The sequence below is a fragment of the Falsigemmobacter intermedius genome, from assembly GCF_004054105.1.
Lineage (GTDB): Bacteria > Pseudomonadota > Alphaproteobacteria > Rhodobacterales > Rhodobacteraceae > Wagnerdoeblera > Wagnerdoeblera intermedia.
In genome coordinates this window covers 1-23,370 of sequence record NZ_SBLC01000013.1, presented here as the reverse complement: position 1 = coordinate 23,370, position 23,370 = coordinate 1, and the positions used below count along the sequence as shown (strand labels likewise).

Sequence of the window (23,370 nt, the reverse complement as noted above, 5' to 3'; positions counted from 1 at the left end):
AGTCGCGCCGCTGCTGAAGGAAAGATAGGACGCTTCATGAATAATGCAATACTTTTTTATAATATATATTTTCGTAAATTTTTCAGCCTCTGCGGGCCTCCTGCACCATCCCCCGCAGGGTGCTCAGCGAGGCCGCCCCCGGATAGATCGCACGACCCGCCATGAAGGCCGGGGTGCCCTGCAGCCCCAGCTGCTGCGCCTGCTGCTCATTGCGCCAGATCAGCGGCATCCAGCGGTCGGCCTGCCGGTCAAAAAGCGCGGCGGCGGCATCGGCTTCAACGCCCGCGGATTTGGCGGCGCGGGCAATATCGGCTTCCGCCAGCCGCCGTCCTGGCAGGCTCATCAGCGCGTTATGCACGGCCTCATATTTGCCCATTGATACCGCCGCGAGCCCCACTTTATGCGCAAAAACCGAAGAACCCCCAAAGATGGGCCAGTCTTTCATCACCAGACGGATCCGGCCGTCCCGGCGCACCAGTTCGGTGACCTCGCCGTGGATCTTCCGGCAGAACGGACATTGGTAGTCGTAAAACTCAATCAGCGTGACATCCCCGGCGGGATTGCCAAGCACGGGCTGGTCAGGCGTATTGGTCAGCGCCCGAAGTTCCTCATCCTGCGCCGCAAGGGCACGCGGGAGCAGCAAAAAGCCGCCCGTCATCGTCAGCATTCTCCGCCGCGTCAGCATATCACACTCTCCTGATCCCTCCGGGCCTGTCTTGTGGCTGCGGCTTAAGTCAGGCTTAAGGCTGGTCCGCAAAATCCCTCATCGTCAGAACAGGTGCCCCGATGCGAGTGTTGATAGTGGAAGACGATGAGATGCTGCGCGACGGCCTGCTGGTCGGGCTGCGGCTGCAGGGGTTTTCGACCGAAGCCGTGGAAAGCCTGGCCGATGCCCGCCAAGCGCTGAGCCAGCCCGGCTTTGAGGCCATGGTGCTTGATCTGATGCTGCCCGACGGCTCGGGCCTTGATCTTCTGCGCGGGATGCGCGGGCGCGGCGACAGCCTGCCGGTGCTGGTGCTGACCGCCCGCGATCAGACGCCTGCGAAGATTGCGGGGCTTGATGCGGGGGCGGATGATTATCTCGCCAAACCCTTTGATCTGGGCGAAGTGGCGGCGCGGCTGCGCGCGCTGATCCGGCGCGCCCAGGGCCGCGCGGCCCCTGAGATGCGCTGGAACGGCCTGGTGCTGGACCCCGCGCGGATGTCGGGCACCTATCTGGGCCGCCCGGTGCAGTTCGGCCTGCGGGAGTTTACGATCCTGCAGGCTTTGATGGAAAATCCCGGGGCCGTCCTGTCGAAATCCCAGCTCGAGGAGCGGCTTTACGGCTGGCAGGAAGAGGTCGAAAGCAACACCGTAGAGGTCCATATCCACAAACTCCGCGCCCGCCTGGCGCCCGGCTTCATCCGCACCCTGCGCGGCGCGGGCTACCGTCTGGCGGATCCGGCATGATCTCAATCCGGCGGCGTCTTTTCATCGCGCTTCTGGCGGCAACGGGCATGGTCTGGCTCTCGGCGGTGATCTGGATCCAGCACTCCACCCGCCAGGAGGTCAGCCATGTGCTTGACCGCCGTCTTGAGGAAAGCGCGCGCATGGTCGCCTCGCTGATCGGGCGGCAGGGGCTTCCGGGTGCGGTCCATGACGCGCAGCCGGGGGCGGGCGGCCTCTTTGGCCCCGATGAGCCGCTCTTTTCGCGCCAGCTTGTCTGTCAGGTCTGGGGGCTGGACGGCCGCTTGAAAAGCGAAAGCGCCGGGGCCCCTGCAGAGCCTCTGGCCGTGGAAGCCGCTTCGGGTTTTTCGCAGCGCGACATCCGCACAGAGGCGGGTCTGCAGCACTGGCGCGTCTATACCTATGTCGATGAAGCGCTTGGCATCCGGGTCATGGTGGGCGATGCGCTGGCCGTGCGCGAGGGGCTGGTGAACGGAGTTGTCATCGGCCTTCTGGCCCCGGCGCTGCTGATCTGGCTGGGGGTGGGCCGGGGGCTGCAGCCTTTGTCGGAATTTGCCCGGCTCCTGCGCGACCGCAGCGCCCAGGATCTGCGCCCGCTGCCCGCAGAGGGCGCGGCGGCGGAACTGACCCCGATGATCGCGGCGCTGAACGGCCTTTTCGCCAGGGTCGAGGGCCAGCGGGAGCGCGAGCAGAGCTTCACCGCCTTTGCCGCCCATGAGCTGAAAACACCGCTCGCGGGGCTGAAAACTCAGGCAGAAATCGCGGCCATGGCCCCGGATGAGGCCACCCGCGCCCATGCCCTGGCGCAGATTTCACGCGGCGTGGCCCGCACCGACCGCCTGGCGCGTCAGCTTCTTGATCTGACCGGAGCCGAAGCTGCCGCCCCGCCGCAGGAGGCGCTTTCGCCCCTGAGGCAGATCCTGAGTGACGTGCTGCAGGATCTGAAAAATCTTTCGCAAAATCTGGGTGTGCCCATCACCTGTGATCTTCCGCCTGAGGCCGCAGAGGCTCTGGTCGGGCCTATGCTCGCCCCCGCCCTGCGCAATCTGGTCGAAAATGCGCTTCAGGCCAGCCCCCGGGGGGAGGCAGTCTCGATCCGGGTCGGCGTTGCGGGAGAGGAGCTGCGGATCCGGGTTTCAGACCGCGGCCCGGGCATCGCCCCGGAGGACCGCCCCCGGATCACCGAGCGCTTCTACCGGGGCAGGCGGCAGAAAAGCGGCGGTGGCAGCGGCCTTGGCCTGACCATCGCTGAGGCCGCAGCAGCCCGCATGGGCGGCAGTCTGACCCTCGCTCCGGCGATCGGTGGCGGCGAGAGTGCAGAGCTGCGTCTGCCCCTCCGGCGCGGATCGGCCTGAGATGTAAAAGGCCGGACGGCCGCCAGGGGCGGAGGCGTCCTTTGGCCTTAAGATCCGCTTAAGCCCGCCCTGTGAGCCTTGAGCGAAAAGGAGCACAGCATGACAGATCTCACGCGCAGAGCGAGCCTTCTGACCCTGGCCGGTGGCGCTTCGGCCCTGATCACCCGGCCGGCTTTCGCCGCAGGGCCGGAAGTGGCGCAGTCGGGAGCCCGAAATATCTCTTCCTTCCGCGCGCTGCGCTGGCAGGATCATTTTGACCGCCTGGGCAAGGGGGCCATCATTGCTGACCTGCCCTCACGGGCGCTGCACTACTGGTCGGGGGATGGCACGCAGTATCGGCTTTTCCCCACCTCAATCCCGATGAGCGAAGATCTGACACGGCGGGGCCGCACCGAGATCGTGCGAAAACGCTCCGGCCCGGACTGGACACCGACGGCAGATATGCGCCGCCGCGACCCCGACCTGCCCGCCTATCTGCCACCCGGGCCGGAAAATCCGCTGGGCACCCATGCCCTTTATCTGTCCGGGCCCGCCTATCTGATCCACGGCACCCATGACACCCGCAAGATCGGGCGGAAGTCATCCTCGGGCTGTATCGGGCTTTACAACGAACAGGTGGCTGAGCTTTTCGCCCTCGCCGAGGTCGGCACGCAGGTTCTGCTGATCTGACCCCTGCCCTCAGGCGCTGCGACAAAAGGAAAGGCCCGGTCCCGAGGGCGACCGGGCCTGAGTGATTGCCTTTTCTGAAAGCTATTTGCTGTTTCCGATCAGGTATTTGTCAATCTGCAGATCGGCGTCGAGAAATTCCTGCTCAAGCCGCTCAAGATCAGCGCGGCGGGTCTCAAGAAGCAGATTTTCAATTTCACCCGGCGCTTCCCCCAGGGCCGACAGCGCCGCCCCCGCGATGGCATAGCCGCTGTCGAGGGTCTCGCGCAGCTGGAAATCGGCGCCTGCACGCATCAGCTCCACCGCATGGGGACGATCAATCGCACGGGCCAGCACCGGCACCAGCGGATGCTCATGCTTGAGATGGGTGACGATGCGCGTGGTCTCCGCAGCATCATCGCCCGCCGCAATCACCAGCCGGGCCTCATGCACACCGGCGGCATGCAGAATGTCCGGGCGGCTGCCGTCGCCGAAATAGACGTGAAATCCATAATCTCTGGCGCGGCGGATCTGATCGGCATTCTTTTCAATGATGGTCAGCTTATAGCCGCGCCGCAGCAGCGGCTGGCTGATGACCTGTCCCATCCGGCCAAAGCCGATCAGCAGGATTGACCCGGCCCGGGCCTCAACCCCCTCCAGATCCTCGGTGGAGAGGCTGCCCTCGCGTTCAAAGCGGCCCTTCACGATCAGGATCAGCGGGGTCAGGACCATCGACAGAATGATGATCGCCGTCAGATTGGCGTTCCATTCCGGCGTCAGAATACCAAAGCTGGTGGCGCTGGCGTAAAGCACGAAGGCAAATTCACCGCCCTGCGCCATCAGCAGCGCCCGGTCGAGGGATTCCGCATGATCGGCTTTGAAAAGCTGCGCGACCGCGTAAATCACCAGCATTTTCAGGATCATATAGGCGGGCACCGAGATCAGGATCACAGACCAGTTGGCCGCAATGATCGTCAGATCCAGCGCCATGCCGACGCCAAGGAAGAAGAGCCCCAGCAAAAGCCCGCGGAAGGGCTCAATATCGGCCTCAAGCTGATGGCGAAAGCTCGATTCCGACAGCAGCACCCCGGCGAGAAAGGCCCCCATCGCCATGGAGAGCCCGCCGCTGGCCATCAGAACGGCAGAGCCGAGTGCCACGAAAAGCGCCGCCGCCGTCATCACCTCGCGCGCGCCAAAGCGCGCCAGCAGCCGGAACATCGGATCAAGCAGCCAGCGCCCGGCAACCACCAGCGCCAGGATCGCACCAAGCCCGATCAGCACCGACCAGAGCCGGTCGGCCAGGGTCACCTCTGCCCCGCCCGGGGCGAGAAAGGCCACCAGCGCCAGCAGGGGCACGATGGCCAGATCCTCGAAGAGAAGCACCGCAACCATCTTCCGGCCACGCGGATGCGACAGCTCTCCGCGCTCGGCCAGGACCTGCATCACAATGGCGGTCGAGGTCAGCACAAAGCCCGTGCCCGCGATGAAGCTGGCCTCAATCGGGAAGCCCTGAGCGACGCCGACCCAGATCAGCACCGCAATGGCCAGCCCCACCTGCAAAGCCCCAAGGCCGAAAATCTCCCCCCGCATGGCCCAGAGGCGCGAGGGCTGCATCTCCAGCCCGATGACGAAGAGAAAGAGCACCACCCCCAGTTCCGCGACATGGATGATGGATTGCGCATCGTTGAAAAAGCCAAGGCCGAAGGGCCCGATGGCCAGACCCGCGGCCAGATAGCCCAAGACCGAGCCAAGGCCGATGCGCCGGAACAAAGGCACCGCGATGATCGCGGCAGCCAGAAGAATAACGATGGGAAGGGGGTCAAACGCGGCATGAGCGGCATGAGCCGCATCGGTCGGACTGGCCATAAATCACCTGAACTGGAAAAAAGGCGCCCGTTGCCGGGCGCCGCACCTGATGTTCGCGCGATCAGCGCGCGCTCTCCCGCGCCAGAACCCGCTGCACGGCCGGATCTGCCGCCAGTCGATCATGCAGACGGGCCACATTGGGATAGCTGCCAAGCCCCCCCTCCAGCAGTTTCGCGCCCCAGCGGATCATCGGGAAGGCGTAGGCATCGATCACCGAGCGGCGGCTCAGGATCCAGTCACGGCCCTCAAGATGACGATCAAGCGTGGCAAACTGCTTTGCCGCCAGCGCTTTGCCCGCCGCCACAACGGCGGCACGCGCCTCGGGGCTCTGGTCGGTGGTATAGCGGTCGGGCATGAAGACCGGCCAGAAAGCGGCATGCATATCCGAGGTCAGAAAGGCCGACCAGCGATGCGCCTCTGCCCGCTCGCGCAGGCTCTCGCCGCCGGTCAGATCCGCTTCGGGATGTTTATGGGCCAGATAATCCAGGATGGCCCCGGCCTGGGTCAGAAGCCAGCCATCCTCCTCACGCAGCGTTGGCACCGCGCCTGCGGGGTTAACCGCCAGAAGTTCGGGCGAGCCGTAATTCACGCGCACCGCCTTATAGGGGGCACCGATCCATTCGAGGACGATATGCGGCGCCAGCGAACAGGCCCCGACAGCATAATAAAGAACAGGCATAGATCTCTCCGACAGATTTCAGGCAGCTCGCCTGCGCGGACAACGCCCGCGCAGGCCTTCGGTTCACTTCGACGTGAGCGTGGTGTAGCTGTTGATCAGGTTGCGATAGTCGGGAATGTGGTTCGAGAAGAGCGCGCCCAGCCCCTCGACATCATTGCGCCAGTCGCGGTGCAGCTCGCAGGCGGTGCCAAACCAAGTCATCATCTGCGCCCCGGCCGCTTCCATCCTGGCCCAGGCCGCATTGCGGGTCATCTCATTGAAGGTGCCCGAGGCATCTGCGACCACAAAGACCTCATAGCCTTCGGCCAGCACCGAGAGCACCGGGAAGGCCACGCAGACCTCAGTCACAACGCCCGCCACGATGAGCTGCTTTTTGCCCGTGGCTTTCACAGCGGTCAGGAAGTCTTCATTATCCCAGGCGTTGATCTGTCCGGGGCGCGCGATATAGGGCGCATCGGGGAATATCTCTTTCAGTTCCGGAACCAGAGGACCGTTGGGCCCATCCTCAAAGCTCGTGGTGAGAATGGTCGGCAGATTGAAGTATTTCGCCAGATCCGCCAGGGCGAGGACGTTGTTTTTAAACTTATCCGGATCGATGTCGCGCACCAGCGACAAAAGCCCCGTCTGATGGTCGACCAGCAATACAGCCGCATCGTCTTTGTTCAGTCGGACATAGGGTTTGGTCATGGGAGTTCTCCTTTCAGGTCAGGTCGTCCGGTCCGGCCCCGATGCCCGGGACCGGAGAGGGGCCGCAGGTCACAGACGCCCGTAACGGCCCGCGTTGTCGTCAGTGATAGCGGCCCGCGATCACCCGGATCTGCGCCGCGCCCTCGGTGACGGTGGGGATCAGATCCCGGGTCATATTCTGATATCCCGGGGCCGCGGATTTATGCTTCGCCGCAAGATTGACCCAAAGCTGCACCATCTCAAATGCACCGCCCCGGGCCGTGACGTCAGCCGAGTGATATTCCTGGTGCAGAATGCCGCTTCCGGCGGTCATCCACTGCACATCACCCGGCCCGATGACGCCCCCCGTCCCGGTGGAATCGCGATGCTCGACCTCGCCGTGAGAAACGAGGGTCACCGTCTCAAAGCCCTTATGGGGATGAGCGCCGACGCCGCGCGGGGCACCGGCCTTTGGGCCAAAGTGATGCGGCCCGGCGTCATCGAGCAGCAGAAAGGGGCTGGCCGCCGCAGCGCTGCGCTCAGGCGACAGAAGGCTGCGGAGGGGGAAGCCGTCCCCGACCCAATGGGGGCGTTTCTCGCTGTTGTAACTGACGATCTGACGCATCTGCGGCTCCTTTCCGGCCGGACCCTGATGGCCCTGCGCTGAAAATTGTTCTATTTCCGGAATGAAAATCGGCATAGGCAGGGATTTGCCATTTCAGTGTTCCGTATTTGAGACAATTGCCATGATGGACCTCAACGACTTCGCCCTCTTTGCCGTGCTGGTGGAGGAGCAGGGCCTCGCGGCGGCGGGGCGGCGGCTTGGCCTGCCGCGCTCGACCGTCAGCCGCAGGCTCAGCACGCTTGAGGCGCGTCTGGGCGTGGCCCTAGTCCGCCGCTCCACCCGCAGTTTCAGCGTCACCGATCTGGGTCAGGATTTTTATCAGTACTGCCGCGCCATGCTCAGTCAGGCCGAAGCCGCGAGCGATCTGATTGAGCAGCAGAAATCGGAACCTCAGGGCGTCATCCGCGTGGCCTGCCCCTCTTCGATGATCCAGTTCCAGCTTGCACCCATGGTGGCCGATTTTATGACGCGCTATCCGAAAGCGGTGGTGATCCTGGAGAGCACCCATCGTCGCGTTGATGTTCTGCGCGAGGGGTTTGATCTGGCGATCCGCGTGCGGTTTGAGCCGATTGAGGACAGCGGGCTCACGCTGCGCCGCTTTGGCTCAGATGAGCAGCATCTGGTCTGCGCGCCGGGCTGCCTGCCGCAGGGCCCGCTGCGCGGCCCCGAGGCGCTGAGCGGGCTGCCGAGTCTCTCGTGGAATCCCGATCAGACGCGGCATTTCTGGACACTGAGCGGCCCGGAGGGCCAGGAGGTGCAGCACCAGCACCACCCCCGCCTGATCACCCAGGATATGGCCGCGCTGCTGAGTTCAGCCCTTGCCGGTGTCGGCATTGTGCAGCTTCCCCGCGCCGTGGCGGAGCCGCTTCTGAAGTCCGGCCGGCTGGTAGAGGCGCTGCCCGGCTGGAAGCCGCGCTCGGGGATTATCCATGCGCTTTACCCCAATCGCCGGGGTCTCCTTCCGGTCACGCGAAAATTCCTCGAGGCCTGCGCCGCCCATTTCGCGGGCGACCGCTGAGGGGCCATTTCCGACCGGCGTGGAACCCCGCGCAGGTGTCGGGCCAGAGCTGCTGAGGGCGGGCGGACCTTCCCGGCCCCTCCCGCATGGGCCTGCGCAACCGGTTTCTCGCGCTGACGCAGTTCCGCCGCCCCTGATTTTCACAGAACTATTACCGATCTGTCGGACGCATGTTTCCGGCCTCGCGCAATGACACCCCCGATGGCCCGCGAACCTGTGGCGGGCCGATGGCGGGAGAACATGTGCGGATGGCTTCATCTTTAACGATCAATACCGTGGTCAAACGCTATGGCAGCCAGACGACGCTGAAGGGCGTGAGCCTGGATGTGAAACCGGGTGAGTTTATGACCCTGGTCGGCCCCTCGGGCTGCGGGAAGTCAACGCTTTTGCGGATCATCGCGGGCCTGCTCGCCCAGGATGAGGGGCAGGTTTCGGTGGACGGCCAGCCGATTGACGCGCTGTCGCCCGCCGCGCGGGATATGGCGATGGTGTTTCAAAGCTATGCGCTTTACCCGCATATGAGCGTGGGCGAAAACATTGCCCTGCCGCTTCAGACCCGCGATCTGCCGCTGCCCGCCCGTCTGCTGGGTCGCGCCTGGCCCTTCCATGGTGCAGAGAAACGCGCGATCCGCGAAGAAGTGGCCCGGGTCGCGGATCAGGTGGAACTGGGGCATCTGCTGAACCGCCGCCCTGCTGCCCTTTCGGGGGGCCAGCGCCAGCGCGTGGCCCTGGCCCGCGCCATCATCCGCAAGCCGCGGATTTTCCTGATGGATGAGCCGCTCTCCAACCTCGACGCCCGTCTGCGGGTGCAGATGCGCGCAGAGATCACCGCGCTGCAACAGCGCCTGGGCGCGACCTTCATCTATGTCACCCATGATCAGACCGAGGCGATGACCATGTCCTCACGCGTCGCCCTGATGATGGAGGGCGAGATCGTGCAATGCGACAGCCCCGCAAAACTCTATGCCGATCCGCAGGATCTGCGGGTGGCGCAGTTCATCGGCTCGCCGGGGATGAATGTGATCGGCGCGGATGATCTGGCGCTCTGGGGCGAGGCAGGGGCTTTGCTGGCGGCGGATCACCGCAATCCGGTGCAGTTTGCCCTGCGCCCCGAGCATATCCACGCCGGCACGCCGAAGACCCCCGACGCCCTGGTCACTCGTCTCAGGATCGAGCGGCTGGAGGATCTGGGTCACAGCGGGCTGGTCTTTGGCGCCGATGTGCAAAGCGGCGCGAAGGTCACCCTGCGGCTGGCGCCGGGCGCCGCGCAGCGGATGGATCTGAGCAGCGGCCTGCTGCCCGTTCACGCCGATCCCGCCGATGCCCTGGTCTTTGACGCGATGGGCAAACGCCTGACGGGGCGGGGGGCTTCCCCCAAAGCGCGCTCGGGGGCGCTGCTTCATGTCTGATCTCTCCCTCTCTCACCCGCCGCTCAGCCGCCGAAGCCACGGGGCCTTGCGCTTCACCCGGGCGGCCTGGGGGCTGGCGCTGCCTTCAACCCTTCTGCTGATCGGGCTGATGCTGGTGCCGGTGGCGCTGATCATTCTGATGAGCTTTACCGATTACAGCTTCGGTGACAGCAGCTTCAGCTGGGTCGGCTTTGAGAATTACCTGGCGCTGGCGGAAGATGACGTCTTCTGGAACGCGCTTGGCAATACGCTGCGCTATGTCGCCATCGTGGTCCCCGGAGCCGTAGGCTTAGGCCTTCTGAAGGCGGTGCTGGTTCATAACCTGCGCCACGGCCGCAAGCTTTATCAGCTTCTGCTGTTTTTGCCGGTGACCTCAACCCTCGTCGCCATGGCCACGGTCTGGAAATATCTGCTCCATGGCAACATCGGCCCGGTGAACTTCTTTCTTGAGGCCATCGGCATTGGCAAGCTGGAGTTTTTCGGCAGCCCCGATCTGGTGCTCTGGGCTCTTGCGATCATCGGGATCTGGGGGCTTGCGGGCTTCAATATGGTGATCTTCACCGCCGGTCTGACCTCGATCCCGCAGGATCTTTATGAGGCGGCATCCGTCGACGGCATGGAGAACCCGCTCGACCGCTTTTGCCGCATTACCCTGCCGATGCTGGCCCCGACCATGGTCTTTGTGGTCATCACCAGTTCCATCACCGCCTTCAAGATTTTCGACACCGTGGCGGTGCTGACCCGGGGGGGGCCGCAGGGGGCTTCGGATGTGCTCCTCTACACAACCTATCTGGAAGGCTTTCAATATCTGCGCATGGCCCCCGCCGCCGCGATGACGGTGGTCTTTCTGATGATCATTCTGGCACTGGCCCTGCTGCAGAACCTTCTTCTCGACCGTAAGGGAGGCAAAGCATGAAAGCGCTGAGCTTTAAGGATCTCGCCGCGCATCTGGTGCTTCTCGCGCTGACCTTTGCGACGCTTTATCCCTTCTTTTGGATGATCGTGACCTCTTTCCGCCCGGCGCAGGAGGTCTTCACCGAAAGCTACAGCTGGCTGCCCCAGACCTTCACGGGGCTGACCCATTACATCACCGCCTTTGAGCAGGCCCCCATGCTGCGCTTCATGCTCAACGGGGTGATTGTCTGTCTGGGCGTGCTGGTGGTGCAGCTTCTGACCGCCATTCCCTGCGCTTATGCGCTGGCGAAGTTTGAGTTCCGGGGCGCAAAGCTTCTCTTCGGCGCGGTCCTTCTGATCCTGACCGTGCCGATCCAGGTCCCGGCGCTGCCGCTCTTCATGGCGCTGGCGGAACTGGATCTCCTCGACACCTATTTCGCGATGATGCTGCCCTTCTTCCTGTCGGTCTTTGCGATTTATCTCTTCCGCCAGACCTTCCGGGCTTTCCCCGATGAGATCATCCAGGCCGCCCGCATGGAAGGCATGGGCGAATGGGAGATCCTGTGGCGCGTGGTTGTCCCGGCCGCCAAACCTGCGATCGCGGCCTTTGCGGTCTTTTCCATCACCGCGCATTGGAATGACCTTTACTGGCCGCTGATCGTCATCACCGACACCAGCCTCGCGCCGCCGCCGCTGGCGATGATGTATTTCGCCGACAATGAAAGCGGCGCGAATTTCGGCGCGCTGATGGCCTCAGCCACCGTGCTCAGCGCCCCGCTGATCCTGCTTTACCTCTGTGCCCAACGCCAGTTCGTCGCCGGCATCACCATGACCGGCGTGAAGTAATCCCGCCTTTTCAAACCTTTCCACAAGATTTCGGAGTTGAGATGTCCTCTCACGCTGTCACCCGCCCGCTCACGGCCCTGGCCGGTCTTACCGCCACGCTGCTGGCCGCGCCCGCCATGGCCGACAAAGTCACCATCGAAGTGCTGCAGGCTTTTCCGGGCCATGCCCATTTCCATGAGGCCGTCGCCAAAGAATTCATGGCCCAGAACCCTGACATCGAGGTGAAATTCCGCATCGGCAACGGCTCTTATGATGAGACCCATCAGGTCATGCTGCGTGCCGCCATGACCAACCGCATGCCCGATGTCTATCACTCGGGCTATCACCTGCTGCCCGAAGTGGTCACCCATCTGGCCGAAAAGGGCAAAGTGATCCCGCTCGACAGCTATATCGCCGCCGAGGCGCCGGATTTTGTTGAGAAAAACTACGCCCCCTCGCTTTTCTCACAGTGGCAGGTGGACGGCACCACCTGGGGGATCGGCTTCAACGCCTCGACACCGATCTTCTTTGTGAACGGTGATCTGGTGCGCAAAGCAGGCGGTGATCCGGAGGCGCTGCCGGATACCTGGGACGGCCTCATTGATCTCGCGGGCCGCATCTCGGCGCTTGAAGGCGATGCCGATGGCATGGCTTTTGACATCCACTCCTGGCCCGATGACTGGCTCTGGCGCGCGCTCATCATTGAGCAGGGCGCGAAAATCATGGCCGAAGATGGTCAGACCGTGGCCTTTGACGATGCCCATGGCGTGAAAGCCCTGACGCTTGCGAAACGCATGGTCGATGAAGGCGGCATGGCGCTGCGCGATTATGAGCAGTCGCGCCAGCAGTTTGCCGCGGGCCAGATCGGCTTCATCATGGCCTCGCCGAACTCGAACCGCTCATTTGCGGATCTGGTGGGGGACAAATTTGAGCTGCGCACCACCACCTATCCGGTCAGCAACAAAGAGACCGGCCGCATCCCCACCGGTGGCAATGCCATGATGATCACCGCTCAGGATAAGGCAAAACAGGACGCGGCCTGGAAATATATCAAATTCGCCTCCGGCCCGAAGGGTCAGGAGATCGCGGTCCTGGGGTCAGGCTATAAGCCCACCAATATCGCGGCGCTCGCCCCGGATCTGCTGGGCAAATTCTACGCTGAGAATCCGAACTTCAACACCACCAACCTCCAGATTGACCGCGCTGCCGCCTGGGAAGGCTATCCCGGCACCAATGGCGTCGAGATCTGGCGCGCGCAGCGCAAAATCATCGGGGAAGTGATGACCGGCGCGCAGAGCGTTGAGGCGGGCCTTGCCGCCATGGTCGAGACCACCAACCGCCTGATCGCGAAGTAATCCTGCCCCCTCTGCCGCCGGATCGCCCGGCGGCAGAGACCAGACGATCTGACAGAAGAACCGGACCCGTTATGAAATTCATCCATCTGACCGACACCCATGTCATCGCCGAAGGCCGCACCCTTTACGGGGCAAATCCGGCCCGCCGCCTGAAACTCGCGGTCGAAAGCATCAACCGCGAGCATGGCGATGCCGCCTTCGTCGTGGTGACCGGCGATCTGACCCATTGGGGTGATGAGGAGGCCTATGAGGCCTTCTCCCGCGCCATCGCGGATCTGCACGTCCCCCTGGTGCTGATGGTCGGCAACCACGACGACACCCCCGCCTTCACCGCCCGCTTCCCGCAGGCGATGCGCGATGAGAACGGCTTTGTGCAGGGTGCGCGCCAGACCGAAGAGGGGCTCTGCCTTTTCCTCGACACCCGGGTGCAGGGCTTCCATTACGGCGGCTATTGCCCTGCCCGTCTCGCCTGGCTTCAGGCGCAGCTGGAGGGCAGCACGGGGCCGGTGTTCCTCTTTATGCACCACCACCCCTTTGAGATCGGCTGCGGGCATATGGACGACATCCGCATGCTCGATCATGAGGCTTTCCGCGCCGTGATTGAGCCGCATAAGGACCGCATCCGGCATCTTTTCTTCGGTCATGCCCATCGGCCGATCTTTGGCAATTGGGACGGGATTTCCTTCTCCTGCATGCGCGGGCTGAACCATCAGCTTGGCCTGTTCCTGCGTCCTGAAAACGGCGTGGTGCCGGGCAATCTGGCGGAGCCGGCCTATGGCGTTGTGCTGGTGCAGGACCGCAATGTGATCGTGCATATGCATGAATTTGCCCTGCGCGCGCCCGCCTTTGATCTGGCCCCGCCCCCTGGTGTCGACAGCGCCACCTGGGCGCTGGAGATGAAACACCCGGGCTTCACCGACTACTGATCGCCCCGCAGACCTTCGACGGGCGGGGCCGGGGCAAACGCTCCGGCCCCCCTGTCTTCAGAGGGGCTTCCCCTCTCCCTCAGGCGCGACCCTGCAGAGACGACAGCCCGAGGCTGCGCAGTCCGCCGCAACCACCGCAGGGACCGCGCCGCCGGTCACAAAGTGATGCGCCATGCTGACCCGGCCAAAGGCATGGGCGGCGCTGCGGCCGAATTTACTGCTGTCGGCCACCAGAATGCGGACCGCCGCCCCCTGCATCAAAGCGCGGCGCAGGCGGATTTCATCCATGTTGAAATCCAGAAGATCCCCGTCCGCCGAGATCCCCCCAAGACTGCTGATCGCAAAATCCGGCCTGAGCCCGGCGAAGAACTCACAGGCCTCCGCCCCGATCATATCAAGATCCCTCAGCCGCACCTGCCCCCCTGAGAGCGTGACACGGACCTCAGGCGCGTCCTTCAGCGCGGTCAGCACCGCAATGCTGTTGGTGAAAACCCGCAGCCCCCGGTGGCGCATAAGGGCGCGGGCGCAGGCCTCAACGGTGGTGCCCGTGCCCAGAGAGAGGCTTGCGCCATCGGGGATAAGGGCCGCCACTCTGGCCCCGATCCGGGCCTTTTCCCCCTCATTGAGGGTGCTGCGCCGCAGATAGCTGATGTTGTCGGGCGCGGGTGGCAGGGTGGCGCGGCCATGGCGGCGGCGGATGCGCCCGGCCTCTTCCAGCGCGCGCAGATCGGACCGCAGGGTCTGGACGCTGACACCAAGATCGCGGGCCAGATCGGCAGGGGTGACTTCGCCCTGACGGCTCAGGCGGTCAAGGATCCGCGCACGGCGGGCCTCAGGGGCATCAGAGGAATGCGGGGAATGGGGGTCAGAGGTCTGCATGTTCGGACGAAAGCATGCAGCCGCCCCCGCTGTCAGCATCTGATTTGCGCGCGGGCGAATTTAATAAAACTATCAATAACCTGTCACGTAACTGTCATGCAGCACCGCCAGAAGGGCAGCAACGGAAGCAGATGGCTTTCGAACGAAAACGCCGCTCAGGAGTTACGATATGACCCGCTTCGCCCTCAGCCTGGTTCTGCCTCTGGCGCTCCCCTTTGCTGCCTCTGCCGAAACGCTGAAGCTTTATACCTCGCAGCCCAATGCCGATGCGCAAAAGACCGTCGACGCCTTTCAGGCGGCCCATCCCGGCATCACCGTGGACTGGGTCCGCGACGGCACCACCCAGCTGATGGCGCGGATGAATGCCGAGAAAGCCGCCGGGGCTGGTCAGCCCGATGTGCTGCTGATCGCAGATTCCGTTACCCTTGAAGGACTGGTGAAAGAAGGCCGCATCGCCGCCTATAAATCCCCCGAGGCAGCGGCCTATGACCCGGCCCTTTACAGCGCCGAGGGCTATTACCACTCGACCAAGCTGATCACCACCGGCATCGCCTATCACACGGAAGCCAAACAGATCCCGGCCTCCTGGGCGGATCTGGCAAAGCCGGAGTATAAGGGCCTCGTGGCCATGGCCTCGCCGCTTTATTCGGGCGCTGCGATGATCCATATGACCACGCTCACCTCGGATGCAGCGCTTGGCTGGCCCTATTATGAGGCCCTGGCCGCCAATGAAACCCGCGCCGATGGCGGCAATGGCGGTGTGTTCAAGGCGGTGGCTTCGGGGGAGAAACCCTATGGCGTGCTGGTCGATTACATGGCGCTTCGGGCGAAAGCCGAGGGCTCGCCCATTGAGTTCATCATCCCCGAAGAGGGCGTGACCTGGGTGACCGAGCCGGTCGCCATTGTTGAGGGCACCAAGAACCTCGAGGCCGCGCAGAAATTCGTCGACTTCGTGATCTCCGAGGCCGGTCAGAACCTCGTCGCCGAAATGGGCTATATTCCCGCCCGCAACGGCATCGACAGCCCCGCAGGGTTTCCCGCCCGCGACAGCCTGAAGCTTCTGACCTTTGAGGCCGGTGCGGCGCTCGAGGCGACCGAGACCAACAAAGCGAAATTCTCTGAGATCTTCGGCATCAAATGAGCGGCACCGCGACTTTACAGGGGGGCAGCCGGTTTTCCGACCGGCTGATCCCGATTCTTCTGATCCCGGTCTTTGTGATTGCACTGGGGCCGGTGATCCGTCTCGGGATTGAGGCTTTCGGCGGCACAGGGGGCATGACCCTCTCGCACCTGGGCGGGGTGCTGACGCGGGAAAGCACGCTCACCGCGCTTGGCCATTCGCTGATCACCGCCGGGGGCGGCACGCTGATCTCTGTTCTCATCGGTTCTGTTTTTGCCTTTCTGGTCGCGCTGACGGACATCCGGGGCAAAGCCGCGCTGATCTTCTGTCTGATGATCCCGATGATGATCCCGCCGCAGATCACGGCGCTGGCCTGGATGCAGGTCACGGGGCCGTCTTCGGTTCTGCTGAAAACCCTTGGCCTTGCGCCGCCGATGGGCAGCCCGCAGCCGCTGCATTCGGCAGGCGGGATTATCCTTCTGCTCGGCATTCAGCATGTCTCGATCGTTTTTCTGACGCTTCGGGCCAGCCTGAGGATGATCCCTTCGGATCTGGTCGAAGCCGCCCGCATCTCGGGTGCGCGGGGCCTGCGGGTCTGGGCGCAGGTCGTGCTGCCGCTGAGCGCAGCCGGCCTTGCCGCCGGTGCGGCCATGACCTTTGTCACCGCGCTTGGCAATTTCGGCATCCCGGCCATGCTCGGGATCCCCGCCCGCTATTCGACGCTGCCGACGCTGATCTATCAGCGCCTCTCAGGCATGGGGCCTTCGGTTCTGCCGGAAGTGGCGGTGCTGGCGCTGCTGATCGGCTCGGTTGCGATCCTTGGCGTGGTGGCCAACCGTCTGCTGCTGAAGCGGCGCAGCTATAACCTGGTGGGCCTCTCGGGGCAGCCGCTGTCGATCCGGCTGGGCCGGGCGCGGCTGGCGGTGGAAATCGCGCTCTGGGCCTTTATTTTCCTGATCCTGGTGGTGCCGCTGGCAGCCCTTCTGGCGACCTCGCTCATCCCGGCCTACGGTGTGGCACTGAGTGCCGAGACCGCCACGCTCAAAGCCTGGGCGGAGGTGCTCTTCCGCCAGCCGGTCACGCAGCGGGCCTATCTGAACTCCCTGGGGCTGGCGCTGGCGGCGGCGGTGATCCTGATGGTGGTGGCGGTGCCGCTGGCCTGGGTGATCGCACGGCGCCCGACCCGGCTGACCCGGGCGCTCGATCTCCTGGTGGATCTGCCCTATGCGCTGCCCGGTGTGGTGCTGGCCATTGCCGCCATCCTGACCTTCATGCGGGTGCCGCTTCTGGATGTGACGCTTTACGGCACGCTGACGCTGATCCTGCTGGCCTATCTGGCACGGTTTCTGGTGGTCATGCTGCGCCCGGTGCAGGCCGCTGTGGGTCAGCTCGACATCGCCATGGAGGAGGCGGCCGCCAGCACCGGTGCGGGGCTTCTGCGCCGCCTGGTGACGATCGTTCTGCCGCTTTGCGCCCCGGCGGCGGCGGCGGGCGCGATCCTGGTTTTCCTGACGGCGGTCAATGAGCTGACGGTCTCCGCCCTGCTCTGGGCTGCCGGGACCGAGACGCTCGGCGTGGTGATCTTCTCGCTTGAGGAAAGCGGCGAGACGGTCATGGCCTCAGCGCTCGCCGCCTCCATCGTCTTTCTTGTCATTCTTCTGATGGGTCTTGTGCAGATCGCCTCGGCCCGCCTTCCGAAAGGAGCTGTGCCGTGGCAGAGCTGACATTCTCGGGTCTGAGCAAGACCTTCAATGGTGCCCCGGCGCTGCGCGGGATCGATGCGACCATCGGCTCGGGGGAATTTGTGGCGCTGCTTGGCCCCTCGGGCTGCGGCAAGACCACCCTTCTGCGGCTGACCGCAGGTTTTGAAGCCCCGACCGGGGGCAGCCTCTCCCTTGGCGGGCGTGTGCTGGCCGATGCCACCCGCCCCCGCGCCTTTGTCACCCCCGAAGAGCGCAACATCGGCATTGTGTTTCAGTCCTATGCGCTCTGGCCGCATATGTCGGTGGCACGCAACATCGCCTATCCGCTGGAGGTGCGCAAAGTGCCGCGCGCAGAGCGCGAGCTTCGGGTCGCCGCCGCCATGGCGGTGACGGGGCTTACGCCCTATGCCCACCGCGCACCTGCCGAGCTTTCGGGCGGGCAGCGGCAGCGGGTGGCGCTGGCGCGGTGCCTCGTGGCCGATCCGCAGGCAGTGCTGCTTGATGAGCCGCTCGCCAACCTGGATCTGGCGCTGCGGGCCGCGATGCAGGAGGCTTTTGCCGCCTTTCACCGCCGCACCGGGGCAACCATGCTCTATGTCACCCATGACCAGAGCGAGGCCCTGGCCCTCGCCGATCGGGTGGCCGTCATGAAAGAGGGCGTGATCCGTCAGTTCGATGCGCCCGAGGTGCTTTACTCACGCCCCTGCGACAGTTTCGTGGCAGGCTTTGTCGGCGACGGCGCGGTGGTCTGCGTCAGCCGCGCGGGGCTTTTCAATGCGGACATGATCCGGGTTGAGGCCATGGGCCAGCAGATCCTGGCGCGGGCCGCAGGCCCTCAGGTGAGCCATCTGTGCATCCGCCCCGAAGACGTGCAGATCACGCCCGAGGGGCCGATTTCAGCCCGCGTCAGCAGCTGTACCTATACCGGCGGTGCCTTCCGGCTGGGCCTTGAAACCGAGGGCGAGACGCTGATCGCGCGCTCTGCCACCCGGGCCCGTCCGGGTGAGACGCTGCGGCTGGCGCTGCGCAGCCCCTGGGCCTTTCGCGACACGCAAAGCCCCGCCGTCCTGCCCCTGAGGGAGGCGCAGCATGCGTGACTATCCGATGACCGCCCCCGATCAGGGGCAGCGCGGCACCCTGCCCTATATTGAGGTGCTCTCGGGTCTTGGCGAGAAGGGCCCCGCCTGTATCCGGCTCTGGACGGGGCGGCGGATGTGGCTTCTCGATGCCGGTTTCGGACCGGAGGCCAGCTCGCCCTTTAACCCCGACTGGCTGATCGGTGCGGATGAGGTCTTTATCACCCATGACCACATCGACCATATCGGCGGCGCGGCCCATGTGATCCGGGCGGGCCTTCCGATCGCCTGCACCGCCCGGACCGCCCGCGCCCTGCCCCCCGGCGCGCGCCTGCGCCTGCTGCCCGAGAAGGGAGAGACGGTGATCGACGGGGTGACCCTGACGACGGGGCGCAACGGCCATGCGCTTGGCGGGGTCTGGATGCATTTCAACCTGGGCGCAGAGGGGCTTTTTTATTCCGGCGACTGGTCAGAGGAATCCACCTGGTTTGCCTTTGATCCCCCGCCTGCGGCAGGGACCGCGCTGATCGACTGCTCGTATCAGATGGAAACCGTCAGCCAGGAAGAGCGCCGCCGCCTTCTCGACGCGGCACTTGATGCACTGGAGCCGGAGGTGCAGGTGCTCTTTCCGGTGCCCCCCTCAGGCCGCGCCGGAGAACTGGCGCTGCATCTGCTGCCCCGTGGCTCAGTCACACTGGATGACGCCTGCCGCGATGCGATTGCCCAAGGGCTGGCCTCCGGCGGGGTCACGAAGGCGGCAGCGGCCCTGCGCCCCCTGCTAGACCAGCCCTTTGATCCCGCGGCGCGATATCTGCTCTGCGACACGCCCAATGCCGATGGCGGCATGGCCTGGCGTCTGGTGCAGGACTGGCGCGACAGCGGCCGTCTGGGGCGGCGCGGGGTGGTGATTTTCACCGGCCATATGACGGCCCATGCCCGGGCCGTCGCGGCCCATGGCGGGCAGTTCCTGCGCTGGAACGTGCACCCGCCGCTGGCCGATCAGCGCGCGCTCCTGCGCCGGATCGGGGCGCGGCGCTTTGCACCGCTCTTCTGCCCGGTGCCGGAAGATTATCTGCTGGAATCCGGGCCCGATGTGCTTTTGGGCGGAAAGGTTCTGCTGTGAGCCTGCCGCAAAAAGCCTTCGTGCTGATCCGCCACGGCCAGACCGACGCCAACCGCGACGGCGTGATCGCAGGCCGGACCGAGGCCATGCTGACCGGAACCGGGCGGGCGGCCGCCGCAGCCCTCTCAGCCCGGCCCTGGCCCCGGGAAATCCGGGTGTTCTGCAGCCCGCAGCAGCGCGCTAAAGACACCGCCGCGCTGATCTTTCCAGGGCACAGCCTGACCGCCCACCCTGGCCTGCGGGAGCGGGACTGGGGCCTCTTTGAGGGCCGCCCCCTGAGCGAGCAGCCCCCGCGCCTGTCGCATCCCTCAGGCGGCGAGGCCTGGGAGGAGATGCTGGCCCGCGTGGCCCTGGCGCTCCGGGACTGCCTTGGCGCGGCCGGCCCCGCTCTGCCGGTGCTGGTTGCACATTCCGGCGTCATCCGCGCCGCCCGCGCCCTGACGGGGGGCGACTACGGCGGCGCGAGCCCGCCAAACACCACCCCCCTCCTGTTCACGCCCCGCACCTCCGGCGGCTTTGAAGAAACTGTTTTTGACGGAAAGACCCCCCTATGAGCTGCGTCATCTTTGACATCGACGGCACCCTTGCGCATTTCGACGCCGACCGGCTGGGCCACCTGGTCCATGGCGAAGAGAAACACTGGGAGGCCTTTCACGAGGCAATGTCCGAAGCCCCGGTTATCGCGCCGGTCGCCAAGCTGCTGTCGTATCTGAAAGAAAGCGGGGAACAGATCGTCCTTTGCTCGGGCCGCCCCTCTGGCTGGCAGCCGCGCACCGAGGCCTGGCTTTCGCAAAACGGCATCCCTTTTGACGCGATCTATCTGCGCCAGCCCGATGAGGATGCTCTGCCCGATCCGGTGGTGAAATCCCGCGCCCTGAGCCGCATCCGCGCGGACGGCTATGCCCCCTGGCTGGTGGTGGACGACCGCAGCTCCGTGGTGGCTTTCTGGCGCGAGGCGGGTCTGACCTGTCTGCAATGTGCCCCGGGGGATTTCTGAGCCCCCCGCTCCGGCGCTCCATCGGTGAGCAAAAGACGGCAGCGCGGCCCCGGGAGACTGAGGCCGCGCTGCAATGCGCTGTTCTTTTTCATCTTCCCGCCAGGATCCGGGCGCGGCGCTGCGTCTTCCACAGGGAGTGAACTTTTCTGAATGAGACGACGCTGATGCCTGATCTGATCCGCCTTTGTGCAGGGACCGCCCTGGGGCTTCTCGCCCTGCCCTGGACTGCCGCCCGCTCTGCCGAAACCCTGCCCTATGACTGCGCCACGCTTGCAATAACGATCGGTGCCCCGGCAACCGAAATGACCCCCGCCCCCGATGAGGGCTGGCAGCACGCCCCGGATGAGGCGCGCCTCGTCTGCACCTGGTACAACCGGCCTGCGGCAAAAGCCCTGGAGGGGAAAACGCTGGCGGGAGAGGACTGGAGCGCCCCAAGCGCGCTGACCGCGCAGATCGTTGTGCACGAAAGCCCCCTGCCCAGGGCGGCCGCCGCTGTGATCAAAGCGGCTTATGATCTGCCCGAAGAGATCGGCAAAGACCTTAAGGGTGCTTGGCTTATGTTCTTGAAAACGCCGGAATTTTCAGAAGCTCTCGGCATGCTGGCCCCGGAGCTTTATCTTGAGAACCTGAGTGTCAGCATCGCATGGGCGAACGGCTTTGCCGCGCCGCAAAACACCGAAAGCGCCCTGACCGTCGGCTGGTCCGTCGAAAGAGCCGCCCGTGTGATGTCTGAGATCGTCACCTTCCCGTGACAGGCGGCTGTCACGCCAGACGATCAGCGCGAGGGGGGGCCGCCTGTACCGGCAGCCCCCCGCAAGGCGGTCTTACTCTTCGTAGCGCGCGGCGCGCTTCTCCACAAAGGCGGCCTGGGCTTCATTCGCCTCGCGGCTGCGCGACATGGCTGCGGTCAGGCCCTGCTCAAAGCGATAGGCATCGCGCGGGGCCATGCCGTCTCCGGTGACGAAGGCGCGTTTTGCGGTGGCGATCGCCAGGGCGCTTTTGGCCGCGATATCGCGCGCGAAGGACATGGCCTCTTCCATGAGCGCGTCACGCGGGACAACACATTCCAGCACACCCAGCCGGTAAAGCTCTGAGGCCGGGTATTTCCGGGCCGTCATATACATCGCCCGCGACCGGCTTTTGGAGAAGGTATTGGCGACGAAAGCATTGCCGCCCGACAGGCCGACATTCACTTCCGGCATCTGGAACCAGGCGTTCTCTGAGGCCAGCATGATGTCGCTGGCCAGCATCAGCGCAAAGCCCGCGCCGATGGCGGGGCCGTTCACCGCCGCGATCACCGGCTTTTCACAATCGGCAATGGCGTAGAAATACTCGCGGACCTGACGGTTGTGACGGACGTAATCCCCCTGCTCGGTGGTCATGCCGCGACGCTCTTTGATGTCAGCGCCGGCCGAGAACACATCGCCCGAGCCGGTCAGGATCACCACACGCACCTCAGGCGCATCGCTCAGCCAGTCGAAGAGGCGGATCCCCTCTTCGCGCATCCCGCGGTTTTGCGCGTTCACCGGCGGACGGTTCATCGTGACGACAGCGATCCCCTCCGAGATGGTCAAGTTATGATGCTGAAGTTCCATGAAAAGTCACCCTTCTGATCTCTGATCCGTCTATACAGGCTGAGCCTGTCCCGATCCCGCTGCGAGAGTGAAAAGTAGCTGTTCGGATTTCAGAAATGGTCCTCGCGCGCGAAGATGCGATAAAGGGTTTATGGACAGGGAGGCAGGCCTATGCAGATCGGAAAATTTCACCTCACGCGGCTGCGCGAGATGGTGGCATCAGAAGGGCTTGGCCTGTTTCCCGGACTTGAGACGCCGGATCTGAATGACCCGCGGATCGTCTCAGCGCCCTTTTTCGACCCCGTGGGGGATCTCTTCCTGACCTCGATCCATCTGTGGGTCATCCGCGGCGAAGGCAAAGTGATCCTGCTCGATGCCGGGGCGGGGGCCGGGAAGGACCGGCCGATGAGCCCGCGTTTTCACAATCTGCCGGGCGATCTGAACCGGCTGCTCGCGCCTGCCGGGATCGGCCCGGAGGATGTGACCGATGTGGTCATCACCCATTGCCATGTCGATCATATCGGCTGGTGCACCATCAATGGCCCGCAGGGGCCGGTCCCCGCTTTTCCGGGCATTCCCCATCACATTCCGGGCGCCAATCTCGATGCGCTGGCCCCCTCTGCGGCACCGGCGGGGCGCGATCCGCGCTGGAACAACCCCTGGGATGACAGCATTGCGCCGCTTCTCGAGGCAGGCCTTGTCCGGCGCATCGGCCCGGGCGCGCAGATCGGCCCGCTGGAGGCCATTGCCGCCGATGGCCATACGCCGGGGCAGATGGCCTACCGGCTCCGGGACGGCGGTCAGGGCGTGCTCTTTGCCGCAGATGCTCTGCATCACCCGGTGCAGATCCTGAACCCTGACCTCAACAGCCGCTACTGCAGCGACCCCCAAACCGCCCGCGCCACCCGCCGCCGTCTGCTGACCCTGGCCGCGGACGAGGGGCTGCGCCTCCTTCCGGCGCATTTCGACAGCGACACCGGCGCGGAAATCTTCCGCACCCAGGAGGGCGGCTTCGACTTTCGCTGAGATCAGGCGGGGCCCGAGCGCCGGAAAGCCCCGTTGTTTTTCAAATCATTCACCAGAAAATCGAGGAAGTGCCGGATTTTGCTCGGCACGCCCCGGTTTTTCTCACACTACACGACTCGCAACCTCAGGCTCTTCGGAATGACGATTTTCCGGTCGACGATGG

24 protein-coding genes are annotated in these 23,370 nt (G+C 64.6%); 17 read left to right on the top strand and 7 right to left on the bottom strand.

The window, feature by feature from the left end:
• Positions 1–82: 82 nt before the first annotated feature.
• The gene (locus EP867_RS10600; protein ID WP_128488964.1) at positions 83–685 is read right to left on the bottom strand and encodes a DsbA family protein; all 603 of its coding nucleotides are present in this window, start codon (positions 683–685) and stop codon (positions 83–85) included.
• Positions 686–786: 101 nt separating this feature from the next.
• Here EP867_RS10600 and EP867_RS10595 point away from each other — a divergent pair, with 101 nt between their 5' ends.
• From EP867_RS10595 to EP867_RS10585, 3 genes are all read left to right on the top strand, one after another.
• Entirely contained in the window at positions 787–1,449 is a 663-nt protein-coding gene (locus EP867_RS10595; protein WP_128488962.1) for a response regulator transcription factor, read from the top strand.
• Positions 1,446–2,801: an ATP-binding protein gene (locus EP867_RS10590; RefSeq protein ID WP_128488960.1), complete on the top strand. Its 1,356-nt coding sequence runs from the start codon at positions 1,446–1,448 to the stop codon at positions 2,799–2,801. The genes EP867_RS10595 and EP867_RS10590 overlap by 4 nt, the downstream gene beginning before the upstream one ends.
• Before the next feature lie 99 nt (positions 2,802–2,900).
• Positions 2,901–3,470: a L,D-transpeptidase gene (locus EP867_RS10585; protein ID WP_128488958.1), complete on the top strand. Its 570-nt coding sequence runs from the start codon at positions 2,901–2,903 to the stop codon at positions 3,468–3,470.
• Positions 3,471–3,551: 81 nt separating this feature from the next.
• Here EP867_RS10585 and EP867_RS10580 read toward each other — a convergent pair whose 3' ends face one another.
• The 4 genes from EP867_RS10580 to EP867_RS10565 all read right to left on the bottom strand — a co-directional run bounded on the left by EP867_RS10580 (position 3,552) and on the right by EP867_RS10565 (position 7,282).
• Positions 3,552–5,312: a monovalent cation:proton antiporter-2 (CPA2) family protein gene (locus tag EP867_RS10580; RefSeq protein ID WP_128488956.1), complete on the bottom strand. Its 1,761-nt coding sequence runs from the start codon at positions 5,310–5,312 to the stop codon at positions 3,552–3,554.
• Positions 5,313–5,373: 61 nt separating this feature from the next.
• Positions 5,374–5,991 carry a glutathione S-transferase family protein gene (locus EP867_RS10575; RefSeq protein WP_128488954.1) on the bottom strand — a complete coding sequence of 206 codons (618 nt, stop codon included), beginning with the start codon at positions 5,989–5,991 and terminating at the stop codon, positions 5,374–5,376.
• Between the two features lie 63 nt (positions 5,992–6,054).
• Positions 6,055–6,678 carry an isochorismate family cysteine hydrolase YcaC gene (ycaC, locus tag EP867_RS10570; RefSeq protein ID WP_128488952.1) on the bottom strand — a complete coding sequence of 208 codons (624 nt, stop codon included), beginning with the start codon at positions 6,676–6,678 and terminating at the stop codon, positions 6,055–6,057.
• A 100-nt stretch (positions 6,679–6,778) separates the two neighbouring features.
• The gene (locus tag EP867_RS10565; RefSeq protein WP_128488950.1) at positions 6,779–7,282 is read right to left on the bottom strand and encodes a pirin family protein; all 504 of its coding nucleotides are present in this window, start codon (positions 7,280–7,282) and stop codon (positions 6,779–6,781) included.
• A gap of 121 nt (positions 7,283–7,403) precedes the next feature.
• Between EP867_RS10565 and EP867_RS10560 the strand changes: the two genes are divergently transcribed.
• From EP867_RS10560 to EP867_RS10535, 6 genes are all read left to right on the top strand, one after another.
• Positions 7,404–8,300: a LysR substrate-binding domain-containing protein gene (locus EP867_RS10560; RefSeq protein ID WP_128488948.1), complete on the top strand. Its 897-nt coding sequence runs from the start codon at positions 7,404–7,406 to the stop codon at positions 8,298–8,300.
• Between the two features lie 248 nt (positions 8,301–8,548).
• Positions 8,549–9,709 carry an ABC transporter ATP-binding protein gene (locus tag EP867_RS10555; protein WP_128488946.1) on the top strand — a complete coding sequence of 387 codons (1,161 nt, stop codon included), beginning with the start codon at positions 8,549–8,551 and terminating at the stop codon, positions 9,707–9,709.
• Positions 9,702–10,625, top strand: coding sequence for a carbohydrate ABC transporter permease (locus EP867_RS10550; RefSeq protein WP_128488944.1), 924 nt, complete (start codon positions 9,702–9,704; stop codon positions 10,623–10,625). The genes EP867_RS10555 and EP867_RS10550 overlap by 8 nt, the downstream gene beginning before the upstream one ends.
• Complete coding sequence (locus EP867_RS10545; protein ID WP_128488942.1) at positions 10,622–11,449, top strand: carbohydrate ABC transporter permease; 828 nt, start codon at positions 10,622–10,624, stop codon at positions 11,447–11,449. The genes EP867_RS10550 and EP867_RS10545 overlap by 4 nt, the downstream gene beginning before the upstream one ends.
• A gap of 41 nt (positions 11,450–11,490) precedes the next feature.
• Positions 11,491–12,783, top strand: a complete 1,293-nt coding sequence (locus EP867_RS10540) for an ABC transporter substrate-binding protein (RefSeq protein ID WP_128488940.1) — start codon at positions 11,491–11,493, stop codon at positions 12,781–12,783.
• A 71-nt stretch (positions 12,784–12,854) separates the two neighbouring features.
• Positions 12,855–13,709, top strand: a complete 855-nt coding sequence (locus EP867_RS10535) for a phosphodiesterase (RefSeq protein WP_128488938.1) — start codon at positions 12,855–12,857, stop codon at positions 13,707–13,709.
• Between the two features lie 57 nt (positions 13,710–13,766).
• Here the strand turns inward: EP867_RS10535 and EP867_RS10530 are convergent, their stop codons facing one another.
• Positions 13,767–14,588, bottom strand: coding sequence for a DeoR/GlpR family DNA-binding transcription regulator (locus tag EP867_RS10530; RefSeq protein WP_164888832.1), 822 nt, complete (start codon positions 14,586–14,588; stop codon positions 13,767–13,769).
• A 169-nt stretch (positions 14,589–14,757) separates the two neighbouring features.
• Here EP867_RS10530 and EP867_RS10525 point away from each other — a divergent pair, with 169 nt between their 5' ends.
• From EP867_RS10525 to EP867_RS10495, 7 genes are all read left to right on the top strand, one after another.
• Entirely contained in the window at positions 14,758–15,729 is a 972-nt protein-coding gene (locus tag EP867_RS10525) for an ABC transporter substrate-binding protein (protein ID WP_128488934.1), read from the top strand.
• The gene (locus EP867_RS10520; protein WP_128488932.1) at positions 15,726–17,432 is read left to right on the top strand and encodes an ABC transporter permease; all 1,707 of its coding nucleotides are present in this window, start codon (positions 15,726–15,728) and stop codon (positions 17,430–17,432) included. Before EP867_RS10525 ends, EP867_RS10520 begins: the two co-directional genes overlap by 4 nt.
• Positions 17,420–18,508 (top strand): ABC transporter ATP-binding protein, encoded by a 1,089-nt coding sequence (locus EP867_RS10515; RefSeq protein ID WP_128488930.1) that lies wholly within the window; start codon positions 17,420–17,422, stop codon positions 18,506–18,508. The genes EP867_RS10520 and EP867_RS10515 overlap by 13 nt, the downstream gene beginning before the upstream one ends.
• Positions 18,501–19,610, top strand: a complete 1,110-nt coding sequence (locus tag EP867_RS10510) for an MBL fold metallo-hydrolase (protein WP_380049741.1) — start codon at positions 18,501–18,503, stop codon at positions 19,608–19,610. Before EP867_RS10515 ends, EP867_RS10510 begins: the two co-directional genes overlap by 8 nt.
• Positions 19,607–20,164 (top strand): histidine phosphatase family protein, encoded by a 558-nt coding sequence (locus EP867_RS10505; RefSeq protein WP_128488928.1) that lies wholly within the window; start codon positions 19,607–19,609, stop codon positions 20,162–20,164. The genes EP867_RS10510 and EP867_RS10505 overlap by 4 nt, the downstream gene beginning before the upstream one ends.
• Complete coding sequence (locus EP867_RS10500; RefSeq protein WP_128488926.1) at positions 20,161–20,607, top strand: phosphatase domain-containing protein; 447 nt, start codon at positions 20,161–20,163, stop codon at positions 20,605–20,607. The genes EP867_RS10505 and EP867_RS10500 overlap by 4 nt, the downstream gene beginning before the upstream one ends.
• Before the next feature lie 164 nt (positions 20,608–20,771).
• Complete coding sequence (locus tag EP867_RS10495; RefSeq protein ID WP_128488924.1) at positions 20,772–21,359, top strand: hypothetical protein; 588 nt, start codon at positions 20,772–20,774, stop codon at positions 21,357–21,359.
• Between the two features lie 72 nt (positions 21,360–21,431).
• Here the strand turns inward: EP867_RS10495 and EP867_RS10490 are convergent, their stop codons facing one another.
• The gene (locus tag EP867_RS10490; RefSeq protein ID WP_128488921.1) at positions 21,432–22,202 is read right to left on the bottom strand and encodes an enoyl-CoA hydratase/isomerase family protein; all 771 of its coding nucleotides are present in this window, start codon (positions 22,200–22,202) and stop codon (positions 21,432–21,434) included.
• 150 nt (positions 22,203–22,352) lie between these two features.
• Here EP867_RS10490 and EP867_RS10485 point away from each other — a divergent pair, with 150 nt between their 5' ends.
• Positions 22,353–23,207: an MBL fold metallo-hydrolase gene (locus EP867_RS10485; RefSeq protein ID WP_128488919.1), complete on the top strand. Its 855-nt coding sequence runs from the start codon at positions 22,353–22,355 to the stop codon at positions 23,205–23,207.
• Positions 23,208–23,370: the final 163 nt, after the last annotated feature.